At 66.1% G+C, this 17,296-nt stretch carries 16 protein-coding genes and 1 pseudogene; 14 read left to right on the forward strand and 3 right to left on the reverse strand.

Going from position 1 to position 17,296, the window contains the following annotated elements; genetic code table 11:
• Positions 1–27: 27 nt before the first annotated feature.
• Positions 28–1,509 carry a four-carbon acid sugar kinase family protein gene (locus ACR65J_RS20515; RefSeq protein ID WP_440172572.1) on the reverse strand — a complete coding sequence of 494 codons (1,482 nt, stop codon included), beginning with the start codon at positions 1,507–1,509 and terminating at the stop codon, positions 28–30.
• A gap of 173 nt (positions 1,510–1,682) precedes the next feature.
• On the opposite strand from ACR65J_RS20515, the gene ACR65J_RS20520 reads away from it, so the two are divergent.
• Positions 1,683–2,387: a FadR/GntR family transcriptional regulator gene (locus ACR65J_RS20520; RefSeq protein WP_440172574.1), complete on the forward strand. Its 705-nt coding sequence runs from the start codon at positions 1,683–1,685 to the stop codon at positions 2,385–2,387.
• A 114-nt stretch (positions 2,388–2,501) separates the two neighbouring features.
• The gene (locus ACR65J_RS20525; RefSeq protein WP_141158437.1) at positions 2,502–2,714 is read left to right on the forward strand and encodes a dodecin; all 213 of its coding nucleotides are present in this window, start codon (positions 2,502–2,504) and stop codon (positions 2,712–2,714) included.
• A gap of 68 nt (positions 2,715–2,782) precedes the next feature.
• Here ACR65J_RS20525 and ACR65J_RS20530 read toward each other — a convergent pair whose 3' ends face one another.
• Together ACR65J_RS20530 and ACR65J_RS20535 are read right to left on the reverse strand one after the other, a co-directional pair.
• Positions 2,783–2,989 carry a hypothetical protein gene (locus ACR65J_RS20530; RefSeq protein ID WP_440172576.1) on the reverse strand — a complete coding sequence of 69 codons (207 nt, stop codon included), beginning with the start codon at positions 2,987–2,989 and terminating at the stop codon, positions 2,783–2,785.
• Between the two features lie 150 nt (positions 2,990–3,139).
• Positions 3,140–4,042 carry a helix-turn-helix domain-containing protein gene (locus tag ACR65J_RS20535; protein ID WP_440172578.1) on the reverse strand — a complete coding sequence of 301 codons (903 nt, stop codon included), beginning with the start codon at positions 4,040–4,042 and terminating at the stop codon, positions 3,140–3,142.
• A 214-nt stretch (positions 4,043–4,256) separates the two neighbouring features.
• Here ACR65J_RS20535 and ACR65J_RS20540 point away from each other — a divergent pair, with 214 nt between their 5' ends.
• The 12 genes and pseudogenes from ACR65J_RS20540 to ACR65J_RS20595 all read left to right on the forward strand — a co-directional run.
• The gene (locus tag ACR65J_RS20540) at positions 4,257–5,078 is read left to right on the forward strand and encodes an aldo/keto reductase (RefSeq protein WP_440172580.1); all 822 of its coding nucleotides are present in this window, start codon (positions 4,257–4,259) and stop codon (positions 5,076–5,078) included.
• Between the two features lie 54 nt (positions 5,079–5,132).
• Positions 5,133–6,104 (forward strand): aldo/keto reductase, encoded by a 972-nt coding sequence (locus tag ACR65J_RS20545; RefSeq protein WP_440172582.1) that lies wholly within the window; start codon positions 5,133–5,135, stop codon positions 6,102–6,104.
• The gene (locus ACR65J_RS20550; protein ID WP_440172584.1) at positions 6,098–7,117 is read left to right on the forward strand and encodes an NAD-dependent epimerase/dehydratase family protein; all 1,020 of its coding nucleotides are present in this window, start codon (positions 6,098–6,100) and stop codon (positions 7,115–7,117) included. Before ACR65J_RS20545 ends, ACR65J_RS20550 begins: the two co-directional genes overlap by 7 nt.
• 76 nt (positions 7,118–7,193) lie before the next feature.
• Positions 7,194–7,925, forward strand: a complete 732-nt coding sequence (locus tag ACR65J_RS20555) for a TetR/AcrR family transcriptional regulator (RefSeq protein ID WP_440172586.1) — start codon at positions 7,194–7,196, stop codon at positions 7,923–7,925.
• 138 nt (positions 7,926–8,063) lie between these two features.
• The gene (locus tag ACR65J_RS20560; protein WP_440172588.1) at positions 8,064–9,323 is read left to right on the forward strand and encodes an acyl-CoA dehydrogenase family protein; all 1,260 of its coding nucleotides are present in this window, start codon (positions 8,064–8,066) and stop codon (positions 9,321–9,323) included.
• Positions 9,324–9,372: 49 nt separating this feature from the next.
• Entirely contained in the window at positions 9,373–10,569 is a 1,197-nt protein-coding gene (locus ACR65J_RS20565; RefSeq protein WP_440172590.1) for an acetyl-CoA C-acetyltransferase, read from the forward strand.
• Positions 10,570–10,592: 23 nt separating this feature from the next.
• A complete protein-coding gene (locus tag ACR65J_RS20570; RefSeq protein WP_440172602.1) occupies positions 10,593–12,149 on the forward strand; it encodes a long-chain-fatty-acid--CoA ligase in 1,557 nt (518 codons plus the stop codon).
• Between the two features lie 237 nt (positions 12,150–12,386).
• Positions 12,387–14,963, forward strand: coding sequence for a rhamnogalacturonan lyase (locus tag ACR65J_RS20575; protein WP_440172591.1), 2,577 nt, complete (start codon positions 12,387–12,389; stop codon positions 14,961–14,963).
• A gap of 36 nt (positions 14,964–14,999) precedes the next feature.
• A complete protein-coding gene (locus tag ACR65J_RS20580; RefSeq protein ID WP_440172593.1) occupies positions 15,000–15,833 on the forward strand; it encodes an aldo/keto reductase in 834 nt (277 codons plus the stop codon).
• Positions 15,834–15,964: 131 nt separating this feature from the next.
• Complete coding sequence (locus ACR65J_RS20585) at positions 15,965–16,231, forward strand: GlsB/YeaQ/YmgE family stress response membrane protein (protein WP_440172594.1); 267 nt, start codon at positions 15,965–15,967, stop codon at positions 16,229–16,231.
• A gap of 136 nt (positions 16,232–16,367) precedes the next feature.
• Positions 16,368–16,811 carry a YtxH domain-containing protein gene (locus ACR65J_RS20590; RefSeq protein WP_440172596.1) on the forward strand — a complete coding sequence of 148 codons (444 nt, stop codon included), beginning with the start codon at positions 16,368–16,370 and terminating at the stop codon, positions 16,809–16,811.
• A gap of 216 nt (positions 16,812–17,027) precedes the next feature.
• Positions 17,028–17,296: pseudogene (locus ACR65J_RS20595) on the forward strand (HNH endonuclease signature motif containing protein); the annotation flags it as partial.

Raw genomic sequence — 17,296 nt, forward strand, 5'->3', positions numbered from 1 at the left:
TCCATTGAATTCTTGCGGTGGTGGAAATCAGAATTTTTTGCTGAGCTTGCGGGTGACCTGGGCGAGTGAATCGTCGTCGCCCACGTTGCCGGCAAAGACGATGTACGGGATGCCCTTCGCGGGGCCGTCCACTGGTTCCCAGAGGCTGACGATGCCTGGCAGCATCGGGCCCCGGACGATAGCGTGGCGAATCTCCAGGCCGTGGGCTGCCACGTCCGAGGACGTGATGCCGCCCTTGGCGATGACGAACCGCGGCGGGAAGGTCTTCAGGGTTCGGTTGACCACGTCCACGACGGCGGCGGAGACGGTCCGGGCGATCCGCAGGCTTTCGGCGGGATCGTCGGTCTTGATGAGCAGGCGGCTGGTGTGGACGATGACGTCGCCGATGTGGAGGGCCTCGACGACGGCGTCCACGGTCTGGTCCAGGTGGGCCTTGGCTTCATTTTCCTCGCCGAGGAGTTTCTCGACGTCGATCTCGATGATCCGCGCGGCGCTGTGTTCCGCGGTGAGGACGTTGAGCTGGCGCGTGGTAAGGCCGACGTGCGAGCCCACCACGATCAGGCCGCCGGCCTCTGATGGGGTGTTGCCCTCGTACGCTTCTTCGGCGGTCAGCGCGGTGCGGACTTCCTGGCCGATGCGGCCGCGAACGAACGGCGGCCCCACGCGGTACAGGAGCTTCTTGCCGCGGCGCTCGGCTTCTTCCAGCCCTAGGGCGAGGGCGCGGAAGTCGTTCTCGGTGACGATGTCCGCGACGATGGGGGTTGAGTTGGTGGCCGGCTCGATGGCGTCCGCGATGGCCTTGGCGGAGATGGCAGGGTCCTGGGCGGATGATCCGGCGCGGATGATGTTGAGGTCCAGGACGATGACGGAGTCCGCGGGGAACCGGCCCTGTGATTTCTCCGCGATGTAATCAGCCATGACGGAGGTGCTGAAGCCGAAGGAAGCGTCCTTGGCGAACTCGGTCTCGGAAACGGGGACCAGGGTTCCCTTGGCGTCACCGGTGCCGCGCATGTGGTGGACGCCGCCAACGGTGAGGCGGCCGGCGTCGGGGAAGGCGGGGACCAGGACGACGCCGTCGGTCTTTTCACCGCTGACCTCGGCGACCGTGGCTGCGATGACGTCCGGTTCCAGGGGGAAGTGGCCTCGGAGGGTGGAATCGCTGCGGCTGACGAAGCCCAAGCGGACGCCTGCATCGGAGGCTGCCGCCAGGGCGTTGCGGACCACTTCCTCGTTCCGGGCTGCCGCTTCGGCGGGGTCAAGGCTTCGGGTGTTGGTCAGGACATACACGGCGGGCTTGCCCTGGGCAAAAGCCCACGTGAAATCTTCCACTTCCCAGCGGGTGAGCACGGGCAGGTCTGCCACGGACTGCGTGCCGGTGGGGTCGTCGTCGAGCGCTACCAGGACGCGGGGAACCGCAGCGTTGGAAGCTGCGAGGGAGGCCGCAACCACGCCGGCGGGAATCTCAAGGTCTGCCGGATAGGCGGCCAGAACGTCTGCTTCAAGCGTCACAGTGCACTCCGTTGTGTAGCGATCCGGGCTCGCGGATCCTGATGTAAAGGTAACTGTAAGATGTCTGACATCTTGCATTTAAAAATTAGTGTGGCACACAGCATACGGACGCGCAAGTACACTTGTCTGACATATCCGCCAGGCGTCGGCCGGAAAGAGTGATCGGGGGCAACATGGCAAGGAAGTCACTGGTGGGCGTGGTGGCCGACGAGCTGCTGGACCGCATCATTGAAGGCGAGTTTCCGCCCGGTTCGATCGTCCCCGGCGAGCATGAGCTGAGCGCGCGCCACGAAGTCAGCCGCATGACCGTGCGTGAGGCGATGAAGACACTGCAGGCCCAGCGCATCCTCAGCGTGGAGCGCGGCAGGGGAACCTTCGTCAATCCCTTGAGCCGCTGGGCCTCGCTGGAAGCCGTACTCCGGGCCGCGTCCGAGGGCAAGAACGACGCCGACGCCTCCATCCAGCTCATCGAGCTGCGCCGGATGCTCGAAACGGGCGCCTGCGAACTGGCCGCGGGACGGATTGCTGAAGAAGACATTACGGCGCTCTTCAACTACATTTCGGCGATGAAAGCCGCCCACAGCATCAACGACGTCGCGGCCTTCGTGGAAGCAGACCTTGCCTTCCACGACGTCATCCTGCGCGCGTCCGGCAACGTGTTCGTCTCCGTCCTCTTCGAGCCGCTGCACCGCGTGCTGGAAAAGCGCAGGACCGAGACCTCGGCAGTTCCGGCGATCCAGGAGCACGCAATCGGACACCATCAAAACATTGCCGAAGCCCTGGAGTCCCGCGACGCCGGCCGGTCGCGGCAGGCCATGGATGCGCACATGCAGCAGACGCTCGACGATCTGAGGCAGCTGGTCCTGGAAGCCAAGTAGCCCGTTGTCCTTGCGGTCTTGATTGGCCCGGGGCCCTGTTCAACGCTCCCGCAGTCCTACTAGGCTTCAGGGACGGCCCGCAACCGGGAGCATCGACGATCACGAGGAGCGAAGTTGTCCAACCACACGTACAGCATTTCTGAAATTGTCGGCACCTCCACCCAGGGTGTGGACGACGCCGTCCGCAACGGAATTGCCCAGGCTTCCAAGACCCTGCGGAACCTCGACTGGTTCGAGGTCAAGGAGGTCCGCGGCCACCTTGAGGACGGGAAGATCGCGGACTGGCAGGTCACCATCAAGATCGGCTTCCGCCTGGAAGAACACTAACGCCAGACACGACTGACCCGCAGCCAACATGTCCTTGAAGTTGGCTGCGGGTCAGTCGTGCTTTACGCCTAGTTTGCGGTGCCGGGGCTGCGCCGCCGCCAGACGGTGGGCACACCGTCGAAGGCCGGGAAGACATGGCCCTCGAAGAAGGACAGGACCGTGTGCGGGTCGAGGTCCGGGCTCCAGAGGCCGGAGACCGGGCAGTGCGAACCGGTGGCGGTGGAGGCGGCGCCGGCAGACGTCTGGCGCTCCTTCAGCAGGGCGATGCGTTTCATCGTTGAGACCATCCTGGGGTGATAAGAACTGGCAGGGAAAACTGGTACTCCCACCCTAGGAAAGGCCCGGTCCGCCACCAATGGGCGGCTGGCCAGAATCACTCCACTGCGCTGGACGAATGTACAGTGGCACGGCAGTCCAGGTACTGCTCAGCCCGCCGCGCCGCCGCTTTCGGCCACCGCGGCCGGGTCCCGCTCCAGTGCAGCATCCGGCGCCGCCCCGAGGCTGCCCAGCAGTGCCAAGGCGTCCGACGACGGCGTGCCCGGCCGGGCGGAGTACACCCGGAGCGTCTGGTCGGGGTCCTCCGGCAGGACCAGGTTCTCAAAGTTCAGTTCCAGGTCCCCCACAGCGGGATGGTGCAGCCGGACGGTGCCCGCAGCACGTGTGGCCACCCGGTGCCCGGCCCACCACTTGCGGAAGTGTTCACTGTGGACCGCCAGCTCGCCCACCAGATGGTTCGCCTGGGGATCGTTGGGGTGCCGGCCCACGTCGAGGCGGAGGGAGCCTGCCGCTTCGGCCGCCACCGTCTTCCAGTCCCTGAACAGTTCCCTCGCCGCGGGGTCCAGGATGGTCCAGCGGGTCAGGTTCCGCTCCACGGGCGGCAGCGCAGGGAAATCGGCGAACAACAGGAAGGCCATTCTGTTGCCTGCCAGGACGTCATTGCGCCGGCCCAAAACCAGCGCGGGCACCTCCCCCACGGCGTCCAGGAGCTGGCGCAGTGCCGGGCGGACACCCTGTGCTGCATTGGCGCCGGGTTCACGGGGAGCACCCGCGCAGTTCTCGAGGAGGTCCAGCATGTGCGCGTGCTCGCTGCTGTCCAGCCGGAGGGCCCTGGCAACGGCGTCCAGGACCGTGCGTGACGGGTGGATGTTGCGGCCCTGCTCCAGCCGGACGTAATAGTCGGTGCTGACGCCCGCCAGCCGCGCCACTTCCTCCCGGCGCAGCCCCGGAACCCTGCGGGCACCCGTGCTGGGACCTGCCCCGGCCACTTCCGGGCTCAACCGGGACCGCATGGCTTTAAGGAATTTTCCGAACTCGGCGCTTTGACCCATGCAGACCATTGTGCCTGCGTTGAGCGTCCTGCCCTACAACGAAGGTAGGACTGGCAGTCCTAGGAAAAACAGGAACAGCTTTGCCTGCTGACTTGCCGGCAGAAAATGCATAGGCTCAGGAGTGAGCCGGTGGAAACCGATTTCTCACTTCGGTTCCTCACTTGTCGAGCAGCCGGCATCATTCCCCAGCACCATACGTTCCAAGGAGCACACCATGTCAGAGCTGACACTCAACAACGGCGTCACCATCCCGCAGCTTGGCTTCGGCGTTTTCCAGGTCCCGCCGGAGGACACGCAGCGGACCGTGGAAGACGCCCTGGAAGCGGGATACCGCCACATCGACACCGCCGCCGCCTACCGGAACGAGGCTGGAGTGGGGGCGGCCCTCGCCGCCACCGGGATCCCCCGCGAGCAAATCTTCGTTACCACCAAGCTGCGCAACGGCGAGCAAGGCCGGGCGCAGGAAGCGTTCCAGAACAGCCGCAAGGCCCTGGGCCTGGACTTCATCGATCTCTACCTCATCCACTGGCCGGTCCCCTCGCAGGGGCTCTTCGTCCAGGCCTGGAAGGAGATGGAGCGGCTGTACGAAAACAAGGAAATCCGTGCCATCGGCGTCTCCAACTTCCTTTCGGACCACCTGGACGCCCTGCTGGAATCCGCGGAAACCGTGCCCGCCGTTAACCAGATCGAACTTCACCCCAGTTACCAGCAGGCGGACCTAGCCGCCAAGTGCCGCAGCCTGGGTATCGCCGTCGAGGCGTACAGCCCCCTGGGGCAAGGCGGGGACCTGAACGGAAATGCCGTCACCCAAATCGCGAATGACCACAGTGCAAGCACCGCACAGGTGGTGCTCGCCTGGCACCTCGCCAACGGCAACATCGTCATTCCCAAGTCGGCGAACCCGGGCCGGATCCGGGAAAACTTCGCGGCCTCGTCCCTGAAGCTGTCCGAAGACGAACTGTCCGCCATCACCGCACTGGAGTCCGGCGCGCGCATCGGTTCCGATCCCGCCGTCGCAGCCTTCACCCAGATGTAGGTCCCGGCAGACCCACCCGGCAACCCGCCAGGCTTCCCCGTTGAAAGGATTTTCATGCAGTACACCCACTTGGGCCGCTCCGGCCTGAAAGTTTCCCGCCTCTGCCTGGGCACCATGAATTTTGGTCCACAGACGGAGGAAGCGGACGCCCACAGCATCATGGACTCTGCCCACGAGGCCGGTATCAACTTCTTCGACACCGCCAATGTGTACGGCGGCGCCGACCACCGAGGCTGGACAGAGGAGATCATCGGGCGATGGTTTGCCAAAGGCGGCGAGCGCCGGGAGCACACCGTCCTGGCCACCAAGCTCTACGGCACCATGACGGACCGGCCCAACGAGTCCAAGCTCTCGGCATTGAACATCCGCCGCGCACTCGATGCCAGCCTCAAGCGCCTCCAGACCGACTACATCGACGTTTACCAGTTCCACCACATCGACCGCGACACGCCGTGGGATGAGATCTGGCAGGCCATCGAAGTGGCCGTGCAGCAAGGCAAGATCCTGTACTCGGGCAGCAGCAACTTCGCCGGCTGGCACATCGCCCAGGCGCAGGAAGCAGCGCGCCGCCGGAACTACAAGGGCCTGGTCAGCGAGCAGTCCATCTACAACCTGTTCACCCGGCAGGTGGAACTGGAAGTCATCCCGGCCGCCCAGCAGTACGGGCTGGGCCTCATTCCCTGGTCGCCGCTGCAGGGCGGGCTGCTGGGCGGCGTGCTGAAGAAGGAACGCCAGGGAGTCCGCCGGACGGAGGGGCGGGCCTTGGAAACTCTTAAGAAGCACGAGGACCAGATCCGCCAGTACGAGGACTTCGCGGACGACCTGGGCCACGAACCCGGCGACGTGGCCCTGGCGTGGCTCCTGCACCAGCCCGCAGTGACGGCACCAATCGTGGGCCCACGCACGCAGGAACAGCTGGACGCCGCCATCCGCGCACTGGATGTCTCACTCGATGGCGAAGCCCTCAAGCGCCTGGACGACATCTTCCCGGGACACCGCACGGCACCGGAAGACTACGCGTGGTAGGCCTCGCGGCGGATGCGGTGGCGCCGAGGAGCATCCTGTTCATCGGCGGTACAGGGGTCATCAGCGCGGCGGCGGCAGAACGCGCTGCCGCGCTGGGCCACCGGCTGACCATCCTGAACCGGGGCGAGTCCAGCCGCCCTGTCCCCGAGGGCGCCGAAGTGCTGCACGCGGACGTCCGCGATGCGGCCTCCGTCCGGGAGGTGCTGGGCGGGAGGGAGTTCGACGCCGTGGCTGACTTCATCTCCTACACTCCCGACCAGGCGCAAACCAGCCTGGAGTTGTTCCGGGAGCGGACGGCTCAGTACGTCTTCATCAGCTCGGCCTCCGCGTACCAGAAGCCGCCCACCAGGCTGCCCATCCTCGAGTCCACGCCGTTGAAGAATCCGTTCTGGCAGTACTCCCGGGACAAGATCGCATGCGAGGAGCTGCTGTTCCGGGCCTACCGGGAGGACGACTTCCCGCTGACGGTGGTCCGGCCGTCGCACACCTACGACCGCACCAAGATCGCCATGGTGGGCGGCTGGACGGACATCCACCGCATGCGCAACGGCCTCCCTGTCATGGTCCACGGCGACGGCACCTCGCTGTGGACGCTGACGCACAGCAAGGACTTTGCCAAGGCGTTCGTCGGCCTGCTTGGCCGGCCGCAGGCCGTGGGCGAGAGCTACACCATCACATCCGGCGAATACCTGCCCTGGAACCAGATCTACCGGCTCTTCGCGAGGGCGGCCGGGGTCCGGGAACCGGAACTGGTGCATGTGGCGTCCGAAACCATCGCCGCCCACGACCAGGAACTCGGTTCCAACCTCCTGGGCGACCGGTCCCATTCGGTGGTCTTCGACAACACCAAGATCAAGTCCCTGGTTCCGGACTACACCGCCACCATTCCGTTCGCGGACGGAGCACGGGAAATCGTGGCGTGGTACGACAGCCACCCGGAGCTGCAGCAGGTCAACGAGGCGTACATGCAGCTTTCCGACAAGCTGACCGGCTGGGCGCGGCAGGGCGCCTGAGCCCGGCCACAAGCTGGCCTGCTGCCTTGCGGGGCAGGCCAGCTTGCCGGAGGGCAGCTGTGCTACATTTCGGCGCATGACTTCGCCCCCTTCCAGCCGTCCCGTCGACGGGCATCCTGCCGACGGGCCCGTTGCGGCAGCCATTGGCCTCCTGGCGAAGCAGGGCTTCGATGCAACGTCCGTCGAGGAACTCGCAGAGGCCTCGGGCATGAGCCGCAGCACGTTCTTCCGCAGGTTCGGGTCCAAGGAGGACGTTGTCTTCGCCGACCACGAGCGGATCCTGCACCAGGTCAACGAACGGCTGGCCGAATCCAGGCTCGAGCCGCTGGCCGCGGTGGCGGACGCGGCGCTGCTGGTCTTCGACCACCATCTGCGGAACCCCCAAACCTCCCGCGCCCGGTACGGGCTTTTGCAGGCAGTTCCCGCCCTCCGGGACCGGGAGCTGGTGACCTCGCACCGCTACGAGCGGGCGTTCCTCCACCACCTGGATGACAAGCTGCCCCGGAACGGCCGGCGCGAATACAAGGCCGTCGCCTTCGCTGCAGCGGTAGTGGCCGTGCATAACGCCTTCCTGCGGGAATGGCTGCGGGCCGCACCCGGGGCCGGGGACACCGCTTCGTCCGACCGGCACCGGGCCACAGCCCTGGCCACCGAGCTCCAGGCCTTGGCGGAGACGTTCCGGCCCGTGCTCCTGGGCGCTCCCGTTCCCGCTGCCGCCCAGCCAGCCCCCACCGTCGTCGTCACCGTCTTTCCCGGCCCCGCCGACAAGGACGCGATTGCCCAGGCGGTCCGGGACGCGCTCCCGTAAGCCCCAGCGGCGCCACCTCCCAGCATTGATACTCAGTTTCTTGACGTGGAACTGCGTTTCATAGCATCCTTGGATCGTGTGGTGCAGACCACACGGCCCCGGCCCTTCCGCGGCCGCTGATTCAAAGGATGCAGATACATGACGACGACGTCGCCCAGCCTCGCGCCCACCCGCACCACGGGAATTCCAGCCGGTTTCCCTTCCGGCACGGTTGAGCCGGAATACGTCCTGACCGAGGCCCTCGGGACGGACCCGGCGTCCATCCTGGCCGGAGTCGGCGATGAAGACCGCGTTTACTGGGACCGCGCCCGCGCCTTCGTCCAGGCTGAGGTCCTCCCCGTCATCGACGGCTACTGGGAACGCGGCGAGTACCCGCTGCACCTCCTCAAGCGCCTAGGCGAACTGGACCTGCTCCGCGATGGCATCACAGTCGAAGGCTTCGCGCCGATGAGCAGCATGGCTGCCGGCCTGGTGAACATGGAGATCAGCCGGGGCGACGGTTCCGTGGCCACGATGATTGCGGTCCAGGGCGGCCTGGCACTGCGTTCGGTGGCTGAATGTGGCTCCGCGGCACAGAAGGAACGCTGGCTGCCGGCAATTGCCAGGGGCACGGAATACGCGGCGTTCGCCCTCACCGAGCCTACGCACGGCTCCGACTCGGTGGCCCTGGAAACCACGGCAACCCGCACGGACGGCGGGTTCCTGCTCAACGGCGAAAAGAAGTGGATCGGCAACGGCTCCGTGGGCGGCGTGAGCATCGTCTGGGCCCGGGGCGATGACGGCCAGGTCCACGGCTACCTGGTTCCACAGGACTCCCCTGGCTACACCGCCACGAAAATCGAAGGCAAACTTGCCCTCCGCGCCATCTGGCAGGCCCACATCCGGCTGGAGGATGTCTTCGTTCCCGAAGACAACGTCCTGCCGGGCGCACGCACCTTCAAGGACACAGCCAGGGTCCTGTTGGCGACCAGGCTGGGCGTGGCCTGGTCCGCCGTCGGGCATGCCACCGCCTGCTACGAAACGGCCGTCCAGTACGCCAAGCAACGCAAGCAGTTCGGCCGGCCGCTGGCCGCATCCCAGATCGTCCAGGAACGGCTGGCCCGGATGCTCAGCGAACTGGCCACCATGCAGCTGCTGGTGGTGCAGATGACTCGCCTGGATGAAGCCGGAACACTGACCCCGGAGCAAGCATCGCTCGTCAAGTACACCTGCACCCGGACCGCCCGCGGCATCGCGTCCAACGCCCGTGACCTGCTGGGCGGCAACGGGATCCTGCTGGAAAACCGCGTCGCCAGGCACCTTGCCGACATCGAAGCCATCCACACCTACGAAGGCACCGAGACCATGCAGGCGCTCATTATCGGCCGCGGCATCACCGGCACCTCCGCCTTCGCCTGACCCCTGCCGCTTGAGTTCCGCCTCCCATCATCTCTTGAAAGGACTGTTCTTGAACCAGAACGCCAACATCCCCGTCATCCTGGGCGGTGCACGCACCCCGTTCGGCAGGTTCCGCGGCGGCCTCACGCCCTTTTCCTCCAGTGAACTCGGTGCCCATGCCATCCGCGCCGCGCTGGAACGCACCGGCGTGGCACCTGAGCAGATCGGCGCGGTCATCGTCGGGCAGGTCATCCAGGCCGGCGCCGGCCAGGGTCCCGCCCGCCAGGCCAGCCTGGCCGCCGGAATCGGCTGGGACGTCCCCACCATCACCATCAACAAGCTCTGCCTGTCCGGACTGACGGCCGTCATCGACGCCGCCCGCATGATCCGCACCGGCGAAGCCGACTTCATTGTGGCCGCCGGCCAGGAATCGATGACCAACGCACCACACCTGGTCCCGGGGCTGCGCGCCGGCGTCGTCATCGGCGATGCCCCCATGCTGGACTCCCTGAATCATGACGGGCTGCAGGACCCGGTGAGCAAGAAGCTGATGGGTGAGGCCACCGACTCCGGAAACGCCGAACGCGGCATTACCCGCGAAGAGCAGGACGCCGTGGCGGCCCGCTCCCACCAGCGCGCCGAAGCCGCCCGCGCAGCGGGGATCATGGCGGAGGAGATCGCACCGATCGAGATACCGCAGCGCAGGGGACCCGCCGTGACCCTTGAACACGACGAAGGCATCCGCCCGGACACCACGGCGGAATCCCTGGCGCAGCTCCGCCCCGCGTTCTCCAAGGCGGAGACCGCCACCATCACGGCAGGGTCGTCGTCGCCCCTTTCCGACGGCGCAGCGGCGCTGGTCATTGCCAGCAAGGCAGCCGCGGAAGCGGCAGGCCTGGAGTGGATTGCCGAGATCGGCGCCCACGGCCAGACCGCAGGCCCCGACGGATCCCTGCATTCCCAGCCGGCCCGCGCCATCGAGCGAGCGCTCAAGGACCAGGGCCTGACCGTGCAGGAGCTGGACCTGGTGGAAATCAACGAGGCCTTCGCCTCGGTCCTCATCCAGTCCGCCAACGACCTGGGCATCGACACCGAATCCGTGAACGCCGAAGGCGGCGCCATCGCCCTGGGCCACCCCGTGGGCGCCTCGGGTGCCCGCCTGGTGCTGCACCAGGCGCTGGCACTGAAGCGCCGCGGTGGGGGCACCGGCGTCGTGGCCCTCTGCGGGGGCGGCGGCCAGGGCGACGCCCTGATCCTCACAGCATGACCATCCCGACAAAGAAGCAGGCCATGACCAACACCAACTCCGCCGACGGCTTCGCCACCATCTCCGTCGCAGCGATCCTGGCTGAATCAGCCCAAAGGACTCCGGACAGCATTGCCCTCGTCGTCGGCGAGGACCAGGTCAGCTACGGTGACCTCTGGCGCCAGACGCGCGGCTACGCCGGCGCTTTGCGTGCCCGCGGCATTGGTCCGGGAGACGCCGTCGCCGTCCTGATCCCAAATGTCCCGGACTTCGCACGGGTGTATTACGCCATCCTGTCGCTGGGCGCCATCGTGGTCCCGGTGCACGCCCTGCTCAAGGCCCGGGAGATCGAGTACGTCCTCGAGGACAGCGGCGCCAGGCTGCTGATCTGCGCGGCTCCGCTGCTCACGGAGGGCGCCGCCGGAGCTTCAGCCAGCGGGGTCGATGTGCTGACGGTCATGGCGCCCGACGACGGCGGGTTTCCACGGCTGGAAGCGGAGGCGGACGCCGCGGAGCCGATCCGGACGTACGAACCCTGCCGGCCATCTGACACGGCCACCATCCTTTACACGTCGGGTACCACCGGCAAGCCCAAAGGCGCACTGGGCACGCACTTCGCCCTGGTGGAGCAGACCTCGGTCCTGCTCACGAGCGTGATGGACTTCCGGCCCGGCGACGTCCTGTTCGGCGGGCTGCCCCTCTTCCACACCTTCGGCCAGACGGTGGTCCTCAATACCGGGCTGCGCGCCGGGGCCACCATCGTGCTGATGCCGCGCTTCACCGGCCCTGACGCCCTGAAACTGCTGGCAAAGCACGATGTGAACATCTTCCTTGGCGTGCCCACCATGTACGTGGCACTCCTGGAAGCTGCCAAGACCGTGCCGGACCGGCCCACCGCGCTGCGGTACGGCATCTCCGGCGGGGCGTCGCTTCCACTGGCCGTGATGGACCGTTTCCGCGACGTCTTCGGGGTGGAAATCCATGAAGGGTATGGCCTGACGGAAACGTCGCCGGTGGCGGCCTTCAACCACGTGGGCATGCGGCCGCGGCCCGGCACCATCGGCATCCCAATCTGGGGCGTTGACATCGAAATCGCCCGCCCTGAGGTGCCGGAGCGGATCGAGCTGCTGCCCAACGGGAAACTCGGGGAACTGGTGATCCGCGGGCACCTGCTGATGAAGGGCTACCTCAACCGGCCTGAGGCCACCGAGGAGGCCGTGGTGGACGGCTGGTTCCGCAGCGGCGACCTTGGCACCAAGGACGACGACGGCTACCTCACCATCGTGGACCGCAAGAAGGACATGATCATCCGCAACGGCTACAACGTGTACCCGCGGGAAGTGGAGGAAGTCCTGCTGACCCACCCGGCCGTGGTCAGCGCCGCCGTCTACGGCATCCCGCACGAGGTCCACGGCCAGGAGATCGCGGCCGCCATCGTGCTGGACGCGGGGGCCAGTCTCACCGAGACCGAGCTGATGGACTTCGCCAGCGCCCAACTCGCGGCATACAAGTACCCGCGCGTGGTCAAGATTCTTTCAGAACTCCCACTGGGGCCAAGTGGAAAGATCCTGAAGCGGAAATTGGCGGAGGCGCCCAACTAGAGCAGGAATCGGGGCACGCTGCCCAAGGGCGTTCCGTCCTTGGGCAGCGTGGGTGGCAAACGTATGGAGGGCGGCAACGGCAGGGAGGGCTTGCTGCGAGGCGGCGCGGGGCCTCCGCTTTCTACAACGTTCTAAATACCGCTTTTGCGGCCAGAAGACAAGGCTTCCGCTACCCCCTCCCCCGTGGCTAGATTGCTGGGGAAGCGTTTTCCCGTCTCAAATTGAAAGGATTCATCGATGAATCCACAAATGCTCTCCGCCCGCCTGCTCCCCGTGCGCCTGCTGTCCGTGGGGGCAGCCGGCCTGGCACTGACTGTTGGCTGCCTCGCCGCCCCAGCATCCGCCGTCGGGCCCTCTCCTAAGCCCGGAAGCCCGGGCATTCAACTGGACCACCTGGACCGCGGCCTGGTGGCTGCGGGCACTTCCGAGGGTGTTTTCCTCAGCTGGCGGCTGCTGGGCAACGAGGCAACAGGTTCCTCCGCCACCGGCCTTACCGGCACGGATTTCACCGTCTACCGCGACGGCCAAAAACTCGCCACCGTGACGGACAGCACGAACTTCCTGGACCGGGCCGGAACCGCAACGTCGGCCTACCAGGTGCGGGCCGTCGTCGGCGGCGTTGAAGTGGACCACAGCGCCTCCGCCACCCCCTGGGGCAGCAACTTCAAGGACATCCCGCTCAAGAAGCCGGCGGACGGCGTAACCCCGGCGGGACAGGCCTACACCTACTCCGCCAATGACACCTCCGTGGGGGACGTGGACGGTGACGGGCAGTACGAGTTCGTCGTCAAATGGGACCCCAACAACTCCAAGGACGTCTCGCAGGTGGGCTACACGGGCAACACCTACGTTGACACCTACAAGGCGGACGGCACGCTCCTCAGCCGGATCGACCTGGGCGTCAACATCCGGTCCGGCGCCCACTACACGCAAATGCTGGTCAACGACTTCGACGGCGACGGCCGGGCGGAGTTGATGATGAAGACCGCTCCGGGGACCGGGAGCACCAGCTTCAACGCGGACGGCAGCGTGGCGGCCAGCTCCTTCATCACCATGCTCCAGTCCGATATCAACGCCGGATTCGCCAACACGGACGACTACCGCATGAGCGCGGCGGACTACTACCAGCACATGGTGAGAACCTTCCAGGGCTGGACGGAGCACCCGGAGGTCAAGGCGGGCCACTGGCCCGCCACGCTGGAGGAGGCCTTCGGCATCGCGCCGCAGTACACGTACCCGCTGTCCCAGGCTGACGCCGAGGCGTTGACTGATTACTTCATGGACGTCTACGCCCCGTCGCGCAGCGCCCGGAATAACCTGCGCGCGTTTGAAGGATTCGTCGTGTCCGGCCCGGAGTACCTGACTGTGTTCGAAGGTGCAACGGGCAAGGAATTGAAGACCGTCGCCTATACGCCTGGCCGGACTGACGACGGCCTGATGTGGGGCGACTATGCCATGCCGCGCATCGAGCCGGGCAACCGGGTGGACCGGTTCCTGGCCGGCGTCGCCTACCTGGACGGCCGGAAACCCGCCGCGGTCTTTGCCCGCGGGTACTACACCCGCACCACTCTGGCCAGCTACACCTGGGACGGAACCAACCTCTCCCCCGTCTGGAACGTGGACTCCGGCTGGACGCCCATGACCAACCCGTTCAACGACTCCCCCCACGGCCGGGACGGTACGGACCCCACCTACGGCAAGCTCACCACGCAGGGCTTCCACTCCCTGAGCGCCTCGGACGTGGACGGCGACGGGAAGCAGGAGATCGTCTACGGATCGGCAACGCTCGACGACGACGGCTCGGTTTTGTACACGTCGTTCGACACCCTGCCTACCGGCAGCGCCGCCCCCGGCGAGGAGGCGCGGCTGGGCCACGGCGACGCCATGCATGTGACCGACATCGACTCCAGCAGGCCGGGCAAGGAGATCTTCACCGTCCATGAAGGCGCCGCGAATGCGCCCTACGGCTATGCCATGCGGGATGCAGCCACCGGCGAGGTGCTGTTCGGCGCTTACTCGGGCAAGGACACCGGGCGCGGGATGATCGGTGATGTGGATCCGTCCGTCCCCGGCATTGAGAACTGGGCCATCGGCATGCAGTCCGCGGACGGCCGCAAGCTCTCCAGCAACACGCCAGGCACCAACATGAGCATCAAGTGGGCCGCGGACATGACCACGCAGATCGTCAATGGAGCAGGCGACCAGACGCCTTCCATCGACGACTGGAAGCGCGGGCGGCTGCTGACGGCGGACGGCACGCGTACCAACAATGGCACCAAGGGAACCCCCAGCCTGGTGGCCGACATCCTTGGCGACTGGCGGGAAGAGCTGGTGGTCCGCACCGCCGACAGCTCCGCACTGCGGATCTATCTGAGCGCCGAAGTGACGGACCACAAGCTCTATACCCTGATGCACGATCCGCAGTACCGTGCCGAGGTTGCCCGGCAGAACACCACGTACAACCAGCCTTCCTACACCGACTTCTACTTCGCCTCCGACATGGACTTCGGCAACGTGCCGCTGCGCGCCGCATGGCTTCCCGGCAGCATCAAGGCCCTGCAGGACATCCTGGCGGACCTGGTGGAATCCGGCGACGTTTCCGGCCCGGTGGCGAGCCAGCTCCGCGCCAGCGCCCAGCAGGCCGCCAAAGCCGTCCAGGACGGCGACCCGGCCACGGCTGGCCAGGCGATGCAGCGCTTCGCCGATTTCCTTGCCCAGCAGAAGAACCCGGATACGGTATCAAGTACGGCCCGGGTGTCGCTGGAGTACAACGCCGGCAATATCCTCCGGGCCTTCCCGCATCCCGGGCAGTAAATGCCCGGACGGCCGATACAAGGGGAGACTGATGGCATGACACTTGCACCGCTCATCGAACTCAATGACGGCAACAGGATTCCGCAGCTGGGTCTTGGCACCTGGCCGCTGGACGACGAACAGGCCGCGACCGCCGTCGTACAGGCCGTGGAAGCCGGGTACCGGCACATCGACACCGCAGTGAAGTACGGCAATGAGCGCGGCGTGGGCAACGGCATCCGGGCCTGCGGCGTGGACCGCAGCGAGCTGTTCATCACCACCAAGCTCGACGGCGAGTTCCAGGGCCACGACCGCGCGGTGGCGGGCCTGGAAGGATCGCTGGCGCGCCTGGGCCTGGAGTACGTGGACCTGCTGCTGATCCACTGGCCACTGCCCGGCAGGGACCAGTACGTCTCCACCTGGCAGACTTTTGAGCGGCTGCAAGCTGAGGGGAAGGTCCGGTCCATCGGGGTGTCCAACTTCAAGCCGGCGCACCTCGAACGGCTGATGGCGGAGACTGACGTGGTGCCGGCGGTAAACCAGATCCAGCTCAGCCCGGCCATCACCCGCTCGGCAGAGCGGGAATTCCATAACCGGCACGGGATTGTTACCGAGTCCTATAGCCCGCTGGGCGGCTCGGGAGCAGGATTGCTGGACGCCCCTGTCCTCTCCCAACTGGCCGAAAAGCACGGCAAGACCCCGGGCCAGCTCGTGCTGCGGTGGCACATACAAAACGGATTGGTAACGATTCCCAAGACAGCTTCCCCCGAGCGGATGGCGGATAACCTGGACGTGTTCGATTTCATCCTGGACCCGCAGGATCTAGCGGAATTATCGATCCTGGACGAGGGAGCCGGGGCAGGCAACGACTCCGACAAAACGGGACACTAAACGGGCCTGAACTGCACTTTTTTCCAAAAACGGGGTTGGCAAAAAGATAGTAAGCATGATTACTATTGAGCCAGAAGGATGAAGTGCCTCCGGAACATGGGGGCCTCCTTTACTTAGGAAGAGAGCGACAAATGGGATTTATTGCATTTCTGATTCTCGGACTTATTGCTGGTGCGATCGCTAAGGCGATCCTCCCGGGCAGGCAGGGTGGCGGCTGGTTCATCACCCTGATCCTGGGCGTCGTTGGCGCGTTCCTCGGCGGCTGGCTGGGCGGGATGATCTTCGGCAGTGGACTGCAGGAGTTCTTCTCCATCCAGACGTGGCTGCTGGCGATCGTCGGCTCGCTGATCGTCCTTGCCATTTACGGCATGGTCACCAAGCGCAGCGTCCGCGGATAACTGTACGGGCAAGCCAGGAAGCCGGCCTGGGGACATCATCCCCGGGCCGGCTTTCATTTTCTCCGGCAACGGGCGCCCGCTGCCCGGCCGGGACTGACAACCTTCTCGCAACCCTCTCGCAGAGCAGGAGTTCATCGTGAAAAACAAGCTTCTTTTGGGTGTGGGCGTAGCCTTCGGGTACGTCCTCGGCTCGCGCTCCGGCCGTGCTGCTTACGACAAGCTGAAGGCCCGCGCGGCCGGCATCTGGGACAGCAAGCCGGTCCAGGACAAGGTGTCCGTGGCAACGGAAACCATTAAGGAAAAGGCCCCTGAGGTGGCAGACCAGCTTGGCGAAGCCGCACGCAGGGCAGGGACAGTGATTGGTTCTGCCATGCACCGCGACAGCACCTCCAGCGGTAGCCAGTCGTCCGGGGCCGCCACTGGCACTTCCGCGGCCGGCACTTCCGCTGGCACTTCCGCGGCCGGCACTTCCGCAAGTGGCGACGCCGGCGCCCTGGGCGAGGACCACATCCCCGCCCACAGCACCCACCCGGAAACCACCAATCTTGGTACGTCCGATGGGACCGGCACGAAGTCCTGAAGGCGGCTCCGGCACCGTTCATTACGAGCGGCCGCCGGCTTGACATTGGGATGACACCACTGTGTGTTACAACTGAACAACCTTGCTGGCCGTCGCGATCCTTGGGGGACGCGGCGGCCAGCAGCGTTTATCGGGCTGATCGGTCAGGTTCCCGGGTTTTCCACATAGGGGTTTGGGGTGGTCTTCATTGTCAGTGGTGGCTGGCAGAGTGGGGTTATGGAGGCCATTGGGGAGCAGTTTGGTGAGGCGTACGGCGGGAAAGCGTACGACGCCGGCAGCCGGCTGCCGCGCCCGGCCCACCTTCTCGCGGTCCCCGACTCGCAGCCCCCTCAGGGCGAGCAAGCCCAGGGCCTTCAGGTTGCGGTAGCTGCCGCCACGCCGGACGGGCTCAGTCAGCTCGGCGGGCAGCTTGCGGCCCTTGCCCTGGCCGCCCCGGACGTGCTGGCGTCCGCCTCCTATGTCGAAGCCGCCGAATTCGCCGCCCG

The organism is Arthrobacter sp. SAFR-044, from assembly GCF_059414985.1.

Excerpts from the sequence above, each read along its gene's own strand:
- ACR65J_RS20520 (WP_440172574.1), top strand. The coding sequence starts at position 1,683 with ATGGCAAGGAAGTCACTGGTGGGCGTGGTGGCCGACGAGCTGCTGGAC.
- ACR65J_RS20530 (WP_440172576.1), bottom strand. The coding sequence starts at position 2,989 with ATGAAACGCATCGCCCTGCTGAAGGAGCGCCAGACGTCTGCCGGCGCC.
- ACR65J_RS20535 (WP_440172578.1), bottom strand. The coding sequence starts at position 4,042 with ATGGGTCAAAGCGCCGAGTTCGGAAAATTCCTTAAAGCCATGCGGTCC.
- ACR65J_RS20540 (WP_440172580.1), top strand. The coding sequence starts at position 4,257 with ATGTCAGAGCTGACACTCAACAACGGCGTCACCATCCCGCAGCTTGGC.
- ACR65J_RS20545 (WP_440172582.1), top strand. The coding sequence starts at position 5,133 with ATGCAGTACACCCACTTGGGCCGCTCCGGCCTGAAAGTTTCCCGCCTC.
- ACR65J_RS20555 (WP_440172586.1), top strand. The coding sequence starts at position 7,194 with ATGACTTCGCCCCCTTCCAGCCGTCCCGTCGACGGGCATCCTGCCGAC.
- ACR65J_RS20560 (WP_440172588.1), top strand. The coding sequence starts at position 8,064 with ATGACGACGACGTCGCCCAGCCTCGCGCCCACCCGCACCACGGGAATT.
- ACR65J_RS20570 (WP_440172602.1), top strand. The coding sequence starts at position 10,593 with ATGACCAACACCAACTCCGCCGACGGCTTCGCCACCATCTCCGTCGCA.
- ACR65J_RS20575 (WP_440172591.1), top strand. The coding sequence starts at position 12,387 with ATGAATCCACAAATGCTCTCCGCCCGCCTGCTCCCCGTGCGCCTGCTG.
- ACR65J_RS20580 (WP_440172593.1), top strand. The coding sequence starts at position 15,000 with ATGACACTTGCACCGCTCATCGAACTCAATGACGGCAACAGGATTCCG.
- ACR65J_RS20585 (WP_440172594.1), top strand. The coding sequence starts at position 15,965 with ATGGGATTTATTGCATTTCTGATTCTCGGACTTATTGCTGGTGCGATC.